Source organism: Pseudomonas baetica (assembly GCF_051216495.1).
Classification (GTDB): Bacteria; Pseudomonadota; Gammaproteobacteria; order Pseudomonadales; family Pseudomonadaceae; genus Aquipseudomonas; species Aquipseudomonas baetica_B.
Genome location: NZ_JBPKAM010000054.1, coordinates 15,518 through 27,932, shown reverse-complemented (window position 1 = coordinate 27,932; position 12,415 = coordinate 15,518). Strand labels below are relative to the sequence as shown.

5 protein-coding genes are annotated in these 12,415 nt (G+C 55.3%); all 5 read right to left on the bottom strand.

From position 1 onward, the window contains the following. A complete protein-coding gene (locus tag ACSFE6_RS19145) occupies positions 1 to 927 on the bottom strand; it encodes a carbohydrate ABC transporter permease (protein WP_435429060.1) in 927 nt (308 codons plus the stop codon). A 147-nt stretch (positions 928 to 1,074) separates the two neighbouring features. Continuing rightward, entirely contained in the window at positions 1,075 to 2,385 is a 1,311-nt protein-coding gene (locus ACSFE6_RS19140; RefSeq protein WP_435429059.1) for an ABC transporter substrate-binding protein, read from the bottom strand. 359 nt (positions 2,386 to 2,744) lie between these two features. Beyond that, positions 2,745 to 3,650 carry an AraC family transcriptional regulator gene (locus ACSFE6_RS19135; protein ID WP_435429058.1) on the bottom strand — a complete coding sequence of 302 codons (906 nt, stop codon included), beginning with the start codon at positions 3,648 to 3,650 and terminating at the stop codon, positions 2,745 to 2,747. Between the two features lie 149 nt (positions 3,651 to 3,799). Next, a complete protein-coding gene (locus ACSFE6_RS19130; RefSeq protein WP_435429057.1) occupies positions 3,800 to 5,089 on the bottom strand; it encodes a glycosyltransferase in 1,290 nt (429 codons plus the stop codon). Positions 5,090 to 5,259: 170 nt separating this feature from the next. After that, positions 5,260 to 12,345, bottom strand: a complete 7,086-nt coding sequence (locus ACSFE6_RS19125; protein WP_435429056.1) for a hypothetical protein — start codon at positions 12,343 to 12,345, stop codon at positions 5,260 to 5,262. Between the last annotated feature and the right edge of the window lie 70 nt (positions 12,346 to 12,415).

Genomic DNA, 12,415 nt, shown 5'->3' with positions numbered 1-12,415 from the left:
TCAGGCTTTGTCTGTCAGGTTTTTGCCGATCATCCGCACCAGGACGATGGCCGCGATGTTGGCGATCACTACCGCAATCAAACCGCCCGCCGAGGCCATGCCGACGTCGAACTGCACCAGCGCCTGGTTGTAGATCAGGTAGGCGAGGTTGGTTGAGGCGTAGCCGGGGCCGCCATTGGTGGTGGTGAAGATTTCAGCGAACACCGAGAGCAGGAAGATGGTTTCGATCATCACCACCACCGCAATCGGCCGCGCCAGGTGTGGCAAGGTCAGGTGCCAGAAAATCGCGATCGGCCCGGCACCGTCCAGGCGTGCCGCTTCTTTCTGTTCCTGGTCGAGGGACTGCATGGCGGTCATCAGGATCAGGATCGCGAAGGGCAGCCATTGCCAGGAGACAATGATGATGATCGACAACAGCGGATAGTGCGCCAGCCAGTCCACCGGCTGCGCGCCGAACAGCTTCCAGACCCAGGCGAGAATCCCGGAGACCGGATGGAAAATCAGGTTCTTCCAGATCAAGGCGCCGACGGTGGGCATGATGAAAAACGGCGAGATCAACATGACCCGCACGATGCCGCGACCGAGAAAGTCAGTGGCCTCCAGCAAGGCACTGATCAGGACGCCCAGCACCACGCTGATCAGCAGCACGCTGCCCACCAGCAGCAGGGTGTTGGCGGCGCCGGACACAAATCCCGCGTCGGTCAGGAAGTAGGTGAAATTCTCCAGCCCCACGAACTCGTTTTCGCCGGGATAGAGCAGGTTGTAGCGGATCATCGAGAAGTAAAGGGTCATGCCCAGCGGCACGATCATCCACAACAGCAGTAATGCCACTGAAGGGCTGACCAGAAACCAGCCGGGGTTGGCCGACCGGCTTTTACGCACGGGTTGGACAATGTCCATGTGAGCTTTGGCAGTGGATGTATTCATGGTGTTAAAACCGATTAGATGCAGACAAATGAAGATCAACTGTGGGAGCGAGCCTGCTCGCGAAGAGGCCGGTAAATCCGCTAGATCTTCCGCGACTGGACCGCCGCCTTCGCGAGCAGGCTCGCTCCCACATTGGAATAGCCGGGGTTATTTTGGATAACCCGCGCGCTTCATTTCGCGCTCGGTGGTTTGCTGGGCGGCCGCCAGCGCTTGCTCGTCAGTGGACTGGCCGATCAGTGCCGCGGAGAACAACTTGCCAACCTGGGTGCCCACGGCCTGGAACTCAGGAATGGTCACCAACTGAATGCCGATGTACGGCACAGGCTTGGCGCTCGGTTTGCTCGGGTCTGCGGCCTTGAGCGATTCCAGGGTGATCTTGGCGAACGGCGCGGCGTTCATGTACGCCTCGCTGTAGGTCGAGGCGCGCGTGCCAGGCGGCACGTTGGCGATACCGTCGGTTTTGGCGACCAGTTCGCCGTACTCCTTCGAGGTAGCCCAAGCGCTGAAGGTTTTCGCCGCGTCCTTGGCCTTGGAGCTGGTCGGGATCGCCAGCGCCCAGGAGTAAAGCCAGGCCGAGCCCTTGTCCGTGGTTTCATGGGGCGCGAAGGTAAAGCCGACGTGGTCGCTGACCTTGCTCTGGGTCTTGTCGGTGACGAACGAGCCGGCCACGCTGGCATCGACCCAGATCGCGCATTTGCCGCTGTTGAACAGTGCGAGGTTTTCGTTGAAACCGTTGCTCGACGCCCCCGGAGGGCCGGATTGCTTCATGGTGTCGACGTAGAAATTCAGCGCGTTTTTCCACTCGGGACCGCTGAATTCCGGTTTCCATTGCTCGTCGAACCAGCGCGCACCGTAGGCATTGGCGACCGTGGTAATCAGCGCCATGTTCTCGCCCCAGCCGGCCTTGCCGCGCAGGCAGATACCGTACTGTTCCTTGTCCTTGTGGGTGAGTTTGCTGGCGAACCCGGCGATCTGGGTCCAGGTCGGGCGCTCGGGCATGGTCAGCCCGGCCTCCTTGAACAGGTCGGTGCGGTAATAGGTGATGGAACTCTCGGCGTAGAACGGCAGGGCATACAGCGAACCCTTCACCGACAGGCCTTCACGCACCGAAGGGAACACATCGTCGAGGGCATAACTGGCGGGCAAATCCTTCATGGGCTCCAGCCAACCCTTCGCACCCCACAGTGCTGCTTCGTACATGCCGATGGTCAATACGTCGAACTGCCCACCCTGGGTGGCGATGTCGGTGGTCAGACGCTGACGCAAGACGTTTTCTTCCAGCACCACCCAATTGAGCTTGATCTCCGGGTGCTCGGCCTCGAAGGTTTTCGAAAGCTTTTGCATGCGGATCATGTCGCTGTTGTTGACGGTGGCGATGGTCAGGGTCTGGGCGCCAAGGCTGACGCTGCTGAGGGTCATGCAGGTGAGGGCGAGCAGAGCTTTTGTAGAAGGTTGCATCGTGCACTCCTTTTCTGCTCCCGGCGGGATACAGAAGGACGGTTATTGTTTTTGTGTCTTCCGTGTGTAGGAAGAATCTGCGCTGATTACAGCGTTCAATGGTGGGCGAGACAAATCATCCGTCGCACTTTGTTCGATACTTTTTTGCACTGGGGTTTAGTGCGGGAAACACAGGGAAGGGGGAGGGAGCGCTAGGGCGATATCAAATCCGTACAGGTTTCAAGCGTAAAGGCAGTACATCACCTGTGGGAGCGAGCCTGCTCGCGAATGTGGTATTGCATTCAAAAACGATGGCGGCTGACACACCGCTTTCGCGAGCAGGCTCGCTCCCACAGGGATTGGAGACAGGGTTTTAAGTGTTATCCCAGGTTTTGCTCGGTCAACCGCTGCACCACCAACCGCCGGTAGTGCGATGGGGTCATGCCCTTGAGCTGCTGAAAGCGCCGATTGAAATTGGAAATGTTGTTGAAGCCCGACTCGAAACACACGTCGGTCACCGGTTTGTCGCCATCGGCCAGCAACTCGCAGGACTTGCTGATGCGCAGGCGATTGACGAACTCGACGAAATTGCGCCCCGTGGCCTGTTTGAACACCCGGCTGAAGTAGGTCGGTTTCATCCCCAGATGCTCGGCGACTTCTTCCAGGGTCAAGTCCCGGGCGTAGTGGGCGAAGATGTAATCAACTGCCCGGTTGGTGCGATCGATGTTGTGCTCGTCCGCCAGTTGCGGTGTCGTCGCGCCGGACAGCAACTGGTAATCGTCACACGCCGCGAGCAACTCCAACAGGATGAAAAAGTGCCCCAGACGCGTCACGCCGGTGGTGTCGGCGATGAGCTGCATCAGGTTCATCGCCCGGCGAATGGTGTGCTTGCAGCGAAACTCGATGCCGTACTGCGCACGTTCCAGCAGCGGCGCCAGGGTCTTGAGTTCGGCGAACACCTGATAGCCACTGTCGAACAACTCGTCGGTGAAGTTGACCAGCATGTCGCGCTTTTCCACGACCTCATCCTCGGCCACCTGGCTGATCCAGTTGTGGGGCAGGTTGGGGCCGGTGAGGAACAGGGTTTCAGGGTAGAAGTTGCCGATGTAGTCGCCGATGAACACCTTGCCCGAGCTGGCGACGATCAGGTGCAGTTCGTATTCCTTGTGAAAATGCCAACGGACCAGCGGGCAGGGGAATCCGTGCTGGCGATAGATGATGGACAACCCGTTGTGGTCGTCCATCAGTTCGTAGGAAGGGTCGGTGACTCTGGCGGTACGGGTCATGTCGGCACGCTTTTATTGTTATCGCACCTCGATCATGCCATAGGCCGCTTCCGTGTAGGAGCGAGCCCTGCTCGCGATGGACGTCAACGATGACGCTGTCCACCTGACACCCCGTGGTGTTCTTGCGTACATCGCGAGCAAGCTCGCTCCTACGGGCGGTTCTTCGCTTCGATCCATTGCGACATATATTGCGTGCTTTTGTGATGGTGGTGGCGCAGCATGCTGCCAGTGAAATTGTCCCGTCTGATAGTCGGCAGGTTTTGCAGGCAGTGCTCGATACGGCTGACCAATGCCGGGCCATGAACAGCATGCTGGTAACGCTTGGCCAATAATGCAAAGCCTTGCGTTTGGGCTTGCAGCCATCGGGACTTGTCCTGATAGAGCTGCACGGCATTGTCGGCGAAATCGTGAGCCGTACGGGTAATCGCCCCCGGCCAGGGCTCCTCACCGTGCATCGCCTCTGCACCAACGGGCGTCGTGACATTTGGCGTGCCACAGAGCATTGCATCGACAATCTTGCCCTTGACACCCGCACCGAAACGCAATGGCGCCAGGCATATCCGTGCCGCCGACATGACTTGCAGCGCGTCTTCGGCCCAGTTCATCACATGAAAGCCTTGCGCGGGATTGTGCAGTGCCGTGGCCTTGGGCGGAGTGTAAGCGCCGTAGATGTGCAGTTGAGCCCCAGGCAGTCGCTGGCGGATCAGTGGCCACACAGTGGTTTTCAGCCAGAGCACCGCATCCCAGTTGGGCGCGTGGCGGAAGTTGCCGATGTGCAGAAAGTGCGCACGCTCCTCAAACGGCACGGGCGCAGTCTCCGGTAGATCGATCATCAGCGGGCACCAGTGCAGCAGGTTGCGCGGCACCTTGAACTGCTCAACCAGCAGCTCGATTTCCACCTCCGAGATCATCAGGTTGAGGTCGCAACGATAGATCGCCGCGATCTCCCGCTGGGCCAGATCGGTTTCGGCCATGAACTCGAACTCTTCACTCAACGCTGGCGCGAACAGTTCACTGAAGTCATTGGCGTCGTCGCTGTTTTTCAAGCGCTGCTTGAGCCGATGATGTCGCGCATCGCGCAGGCTTTGCAGGTCGGAGGTCTCAAGCACGCGCAGCGCATTGGGACAGTGTTTTTCCACGCGCCAGCCAAACTGTTCTTCCATCATGAAGCGGTCGAACAACACCACATCCGGCGCCAGTTCGCTGACGAAACTGTCGAAACTGCTGTCATTCAACTCGATCGGCACTTCGTCAATGCCCAGCGTAGTGAGGTCCGCACGATGTTCACCGCTACGAGCCGGACTGCTGAAGGTGATGTCCCATCCTTGCGCCAGAAAGCTCTCGAGGATTTGCATCATGTGGCCGCCAGCCGCCGAAGAGCGGGGCTCGGGCCAGACGTAACCAATGACCAGGACTTTGGTTGCGTGGGGGGAGTTCATCAGCGGCTATTTCCTTGAGGCGGGCAGGGCAGAACAGGCAGGGAGGCAATTAAATCACAGCTACTGTGGAAGGCGGGCTGGTTTGGTTCGTTTCGAACGACGAGGTGAGTCACAGAGGTTGACGCTCCCAGGTGGGGAGCGTCGGTTCTGGTTTGATTCAACCGTTGATTTCAGGGGCTCTTTTTTGAACCCGTTTCTTTTGGTCCAAGAATGACCGGCTCAAACCAGCTCTGTTCCAGCGGACCCGTCCATCGGTTAACCGGTGGGTTGGCTGTCCGGTCGGTGGAAATAATTTTTCTCCCCTCGCGATTCCATTGGGTCATTTTATCCTTGAGTTGCTCCATGTATTGGGACGCCGGACAATGGATACCTACCCATGGGTCGCTAACCCAGATGTTTACATATTCAGGTTCACTAAAGTCGATAGTTGAGCGATAAGTTCCCTGCGGAATCCCTACTACTGTAAAGACATGTGCCCCTGGCATTCTCCAAATGCTTGCGTCACCGCCGTTAGTTATGGCGGTTGCAGCGCTTGCATAAGCCATCTGGTCACAGTTTCCCGCGCCTGTCTTCAGTATCATCTCAGCATAATGGGTGGAGTCACTCCTGAAGTACTCCCACAGGACAATGGGTTGAGCCAAAGCTACTCGTTGTTTGTCACTTACGTCATCATCTAAAAGTTTATTAAAAGACCCCAGTCCAGTGGCCTCGAACTGATCTTCCACTTGCTGCGTTGCGATACTTGCATAAAAGCGGTTTTTGCTGTCTTCAGAGAATGTCGCAAAGCCCGGTGGCTTAGCTGCAATGTTGACTCTGATTTCCGGGATATAGACCTCAACACCTAATTCATTTCCCTTGTTCCAAGTGGTAATAATAAATTCCCGTTTTTGTTCATCGGAAAAAAGCTCGACTTTTTTCTTTAATGCCTCAATATCATCGGGCGTGAAGCCTTTTTTGTCCTCTAGATTTTTATACAGGGTTTCAAGTGACGGCAAGGCTAGAAAAGGCTGATTCGGAATGACGAGTGCAGCACTCAATAAAGGGTCTTTTGCCTTGTGAAATCCTTTGATCAGGTCAGCTGCCAGTCCGTTATCTTCGTAGTCCAGTCGTGTGAATACAATGTTGTCCGTCTTCTTTTTATCATAAGAGCAATAATAAAATAGCCCGGTGTCTACTTCGGCTACCAAGTAGTTGTACTTGCCATATATGAAGCCAGGGATGTCCACTTGGAATGCTCTTACGTCGCGCATATCGTCGACACCGTTGACGATGGCATTCACTCTAACAATTCTCGTCTTCTTTTCCAGTTCATCATCGATGTGTTTATCCGAAAAGCCGAAGTGTTGATCGTCGATGATGCTGCCGGTGGTTTCCGACTTGAAATGCATAGGTACGACATTGGGAGCTGGTTTAGCTTCTCCCAATGTACCGTCAACCTTGTATGCACGCCGCTCATGTATTACTTGTGGGTTTTCTATTGAAGGGTAAAGACGCTTGTGCTCAATTGCCTGCGCCCGTTGTTGCTCCGGCGCTCTAGTGATTTGTATTGATTTTGAGAGACAGGTGATTCCTTTCTTTGATTTACCGCCTCGGCTGCAAACCGCGTCGAATCCATCAAGTTTTCCATTATAGGCAGGTGAGGTTATGTCAGTAAGGGTATTCGGTTGTTCAGGATTGAATCGCAAGACGTTAACACCAACGACTACATCGACCTCTCCGGACAAGCGTTGAATCGTGTGAGGCTCGGTATCGAAAAGTCGTGATGGCGTAAACGCGGTTGACCCGTCACTGAAGGTAGTAAGCTCCAACGGAATCGAGCTGGCGGGCCTGAAATTCTCGAGGGGCGGCCCATAGGGGCGATTGCGGGCGGCGTCAAAGGCATACCATTTACCGTTTTTGAACAACGCGGTCAGCGAATTGCTTTGGCCTGCGATTTTCGAACCGACAACCCCTTCTGCAATATCCGCGCGTTTGAGTAATTGCCCATGGTCTACGGCTTTCGTCGTGCCATACAGATTCTTGATCTGATCGATACCAACGCCAGCGGCCCGGTATGCCGTGGTTCCCAGCTTGCACACTGCGTTTTTCCCGAACCTGAGCAAATCACCCACGCCATCCAGTGGATTGGCGGAGGAGACGAGGCTACTGGTCATGATCCAGGTCATCTTCATTGCCTTGGGGACGAACTTGCCGGTCGTTTTTGCCACTTTGACAGCCTGGCCGGCTGCCACGCCGCCTGGTATGACGAAGCCTGCCGCATCCAACAGGCAGTCAAACACGGCTCCGCCGACATTGCCCTGGCTGATGTTGTCGATACAGGATTTGAAGGGCACAAGACTGGAGAAGAAGTCCAATAACTTGCTCTTGAACGCCTTTTCATTCTCTGAGTTTGTAGAGCCTCGGGCCAGGGATTCCAACTTTTCTCGCCCCACCACGAAATGTTCATCAACAGCAACTTTGGCCAGATAGTCAATCCGTGAGCTTGGAGAAAAAGCATTAGGCGCTTTGTCGAAGTTGTAGCCTTGTGGGTAGAATGTGGCCTGCTGGGTGACGGGTTGTATGTCTTCGATGATGACGTCGGATGTGATCCCGTTGCGTGGCGCCGAACCTTTTTTATAGGCGTCCCAATCAACGGGTTGAGGTGTGGCGCATTGCTTTTGTATATAACCGCTCGGATCGTTCCTGCTGCGAAAGGTTTTAATCTCGCCGTTCAACTTCAGGTTGGCTGGAAGTTGTGTGTTTTTTCGAATCTCAACCGAGCCAGGAAATACTTCATAGTAGGCAACCTTTCCCTTGTATTCCGATCGAATCAATACGCCGTGACGGCCCTTGTGCGCTTCTATTTTCTCAGAAGTTTGAGAGTGGCGGTCTTCGTTAATGGCACTGCGCACCGAATAAAATTTCTGACTGCCATATTCGAGACTTTGTCGATCCTCCAGTGGTAATTGCGAAACAAGGTACTTGAATACAGATTCGGAACCGCTGCGCAAGTTGTCAAAGTACGAGGTGAACGATTTTTTGAAAATCGATTCGGCCGATTTCAGTTGACTGAATTTCCCCTCAAGCTCAGAAACTCGAATCCGAGCATCGTATGATTTCCATATCCCTGGGGTCAGTTGCCCGGTGATATAGAGGTCCAGCAGTGAATACATTGAAATCGGTTGGCCTTGGGGGATATTTCTGCGGCTCAAACACAGTTTTTTGTACGGTAGATCTTTACCGAAAACCCGCTCCAGCTCGGTCAGCGCCAATTGCTCTCTGGTCGGTACATCAGCCGTCAAAGCGTCCCGAGCGTTGGCCATTTCCGTTCTGACGGCGTTGAATTTCTCCCGAGCGATGCCCAGCTGGGTTGTCGTGTAGGTGTCGGAGGCATTCGCCATGAGCACCCCATTGGCTATGGCCCAGTCGATGAGCGGATTCACCGAGACTGATTGTGTGGCTATTTCCTGGCCCGCTGTAATGGGTTGCGTGCTGCCAAAGCTCATCACTTGCTCGAAGCTCATCTTCCTTGTAGCCCCCGGATTGAGCTGTTCGATACGGGCCACCGCGATCCTGAAGCTTGCCCATGTGTGGCTACCGCAGACCAGGTTGTCGGGCATCTTGGTGACCAGAAATTCTGGCGCGAAGGCTGACAGCAAGTGCCAGGCGGCAACTGGCGCGGTTGTGGCCGAGACTTTTCCGATCGCTAAAAGGTGAGCTTCGAGGCGACCCACCACAGTCGAGGGTTTCTCTCCCCAGTTAGCCGATTGCGTGAGGTTGTAACCGGCCACGTGGTTGCGGGGCGTGCCCGGAGTAGGATCAATGTCGAGCAGGAGGGCTGCCATGACCCACTCGGTCGCGCTGCCCGGAGTGCTTATGGCATTGAGGTTCGACTCAAGTGCCGAGCCAAGGAGTTTGCCTTTAGCGCTATTCAACGCAAGGTTCAGACCCTGATCAGGACTGGTCACGGACTGCGATTGCAGGAGATTGACGAGTAAGCCACCAGACATTGGTTTTTCAAGACGTTGAACCGTTTGCCGGATCGTTTGTATATGCGCGGTTGTCAGGGGACTGTCATACCCAAGGGCACCCTTATAGTCCCCCTGTTCAGTACTCTCGGGTAATACGAAAGACAAAACCTTAATTAAATTCAGTACCTCTCCCACGTTCTTCGGCATTTTCCAGCCCATGGCGTCGATAAATCGTTGCGCAGTGACCAATCTCTGGGCTTCTTGCGGGTATCGGCTGGCAAATAACGAATTTTTATCGGTGGCGAATAGACAGGCATTGAGGTTTACGGACGCGCCGTCGGATTTGCCCTTGATAAGGTCGGTCAGTCCCGTAATCAGCGCATGATGGGTGTAGAGATCACCCAGGTTTTGTCGTTGTTTTTCAACGTTTGCTTCGGATCTCAACTCCAGTGGCCTGAGCGGATCGTCGGATGCTATCGGGTCAAAGACCTGGTTTGCCGCCAACTCCCGAGCGCGCTGGCGTGCCTGAGCCTGGGTCGGCGCTGAGCGTTCACCCTGAAACCCGCTCACCAGCGCCAGAGGCGTTGACGAGTCGATCGGGTAAGCCACGCCGATGTAGGTTGGATCGACAATACCGGCCGTCCTCAATATCGGTCCGGCGACGTTACCCCAGCCAGTGTTGTCATCGAGTTTGAACGTTGTCTCGACGCCTTTGACCTTTGCGGTCAGCGTGCTGTCCGCCGTGTTTACCCGAACAGTGGGAAGCTCGATATTCGCCTGTTGGGCCCAGTCTATGAAGAACGGGTTTTTGAACGCGTTGATAAGGTTCAAATAACACTGGCCAAAGGTCGAATGCATGGGGACGACGACAGTCGCGTGGGTGTACTGGACCGTGCCATCGGCAAATTTGTTCAACGCGTGGGCGTAACTGTTAACCAACTGCGTATCGCCCGCGGCCCGAGAATCATCCATCCACGTCACCGCGCGTCTGTGGCGCAGTAAGTGGATCACTTGTTTTGCGGTTCCGGTTGCTGTTTCCGAGGGGCTGTCGTCGGTGGACTGGTCGATATCGGTAGCCACACTCTGCAGCGCTTCCATGGTTTTGAGGTACTGATCGAGGTTCGCTACTTTTTGTTCTTCGCTTTCTTCGCTTTCTTCGATGTCGGGCGTCGGTTCAACATCTTCCTCCCGGGCGTTGAATGACAGGGCTGACGCCTTAAACGCCGCCGTATTGCGTTTGCGAATGTGATGAACGTCCTGTGTTGATTTGACGGAAGTCTGTTCGACATGCTCCGTAGCCTGCAGCTCACGGATCAACTCCAGGTAGGTTTTTTCGGGGGCTTGCGGGCTGGGTTGTTGCAACTCGAGGGCAACTTCCTCGATGAGTTGCTCATCGTCGAGCAGGTCACGTTCTGTGGACTGATACATCAGATTGAGAATCGACTGGGAAAGGACAGGCTCACCTGCCGCTACGGGCTGTGCCAGGATTTGCTCGATGTCGTCCTCCAGCCGCTCCTGGTGCAACGCCGGGCTTTCCGGGGCCGGGGGCAAGGCGGTGCCGGGGGCTGCTGGGTCCGGAAGGGATTGGCGATATTCGTTATACAGTGTCGAGGCCGCGACAAAAGCGGCCGTCACGCTTGCCCCGGGATTGTCCCTGGCCAGTTGCAGGGCTGTGGAGGCCGCTCCGAGCGAGTAAGTCGCGAGAGCTGTAGATAATCGGAGCAGCACGTTGTTTAACTGCTGTGCAATCGGTTCCCACCATGAAGTCGGCGGTACCTGCAAAGGTCCAACGGGCTCAATCTGACGCAGTGCGTCAAGTTCTTCCTGCAACTTGCTCAGGGCTTCGAGGTCCTCCTGCTTTTCTCCCAGAAGCTCTTGAAGTTCATTAGCTGAAGCCGACGGAAAGGTCAGTGCATCGTCGATCCTGCGCAAGATATCGCCGATTGCCCGCGCCATCTGTTCAACGTCAAGTCCGTCCCTTGCCGAAGATGTTGACTGTATGGCTTCTGGTGGGTTCGCGTCGTTGCCAATATCTTCACGAGCTTCAGCCTCTGGTGTTGGTGGCTGCGGCGCTAAAAATTCGTACACCTCCTTTTCCGTTCGCTTTACTCGGTCCAGCAATTCAGCCACTGAAACCGGCGAAACATCTGGCGCTTCTAGCGGTACAACAACAGGTGCCGGCGTCGGAACTGCGGGTAGATGTGGCCGAACTTTATCCGCGATGCCAAGTACTCCAACGGTATCCAGCGCATTGGCAACGAAGAGTACTTTTCCAAGAAATCCTCCGGTGTAGTGTGGTCCCGAGGTGCTGACTTCATCATAAAAACTCGAACGTTTTTCAATCTCTTGCAGCTTCAACAGCAACTCGGACTCGGCGGTTGGGTTGTCAGCCTGTTGCCCGGAAACGTGCACAGATTCACTACCGGCAAAGAAAACGAAACATCCCAAAGTGTCGTACGCCTGTTCCACGACGCTCCCAATCCCATCGGCAACGACTTTCAGGGATATTGCGCCCAGTCTGGTGAGTGCTGCGTTTAGCGGTGTCGCGATTTTCGATAGAGTCGAATGCACCACGTCACTCAGTTCCGGCCGGCTATCGTTGATCTCGATGGCCTGTAAACGGTCCTGAAGCGCTTGAGCGGTGACTGCGAAACGTTCCGGCCAACGCTGACGTTGAGCCGGTTCCGGCGTGTTCAATGCTTCAACGAACAGGGCCACCAGCATTTGGGCGTCCTTGGGAGACGGCCTGACATGAAGGTGATCTTCAAGTTGACGCAAGTGTGTGTTGAGTGGCCCTTCAGCGGACCTGCGAACGTACTGACGCGCTTGTTTGGTGAAGTCACACACCGCTTTCCATGTGTCGTTATCGAGCAACTCGCCATCGGCGATCCGTTGTTCTCTTAGCAAACGTGATTGCGTCAGTTGGTTCTGAATAAATCCATGTACACCTTCGCCATTGTGGCCACGAGGGAAATTGATATGTTCGCCCAACGTATCCGCCCATAGATGCGGGGGCAGTCCACAAATGACTTCGACAATCTCGCGCAGTTGTTTTGGCGTGAGCCCGTCCAGCGGCTTGATCGAACGCAGGATGGCATCTACGAATAACGGGGCCAGCACCTTACCGTGCGGTGTTTGCAGAAAGCCGGCCTTAAGTGTCTGTAGAACGTCTTCCTCCGTGAGCGGCTGTGTCCGTAGTTGCTCTGCGATTGACGTCCAGCTTCTTTCTAGAGATTCCTGGGAGTGGATCACCTCATCTCTCAAACTTTCGGGGATTTCTTCGGTTGTGAGAAGGCCGTTGTACACCGGGCACGAAATCGGCAGCTTTGAATCTTTTGAGGCGGGCTTTTCTACTACGGCATAGGGGGACCAGCGA

Bases quoted from the DNA above. Each gene is read 5' to 3' on its own strand.
- ACSFE6_RS19130 (WP_435429057.1), bottom strand. From the start codon at position 5,089: ATGAACTCCCCCCACGCAACCAAAGTCCTGGTCATTGGTTACGTCTGG.
- ACSFE6_RS19140 (WP_435429059.1), bottom strand. From the start codon at position 2,385: ATGCAACCTTCTACAAAAGCTCTGCTCGCCCTCACCTGCATGACCCTC.
- ACSFE6_RS19135 (WP_435429058.1), bottom strand. From the start codon at position 3,650: ATGACCCGTACCGCCAGAGTCACCGACCCTTCCTACGAACTGATGGAC.
- ACSFE6_RS19145 (WP_435429060.1), bottom strand. From the start codon at position 927: ATGAATACATCCACTGCCAAAGCTCACATGGACATTGTCCAACCCGTG.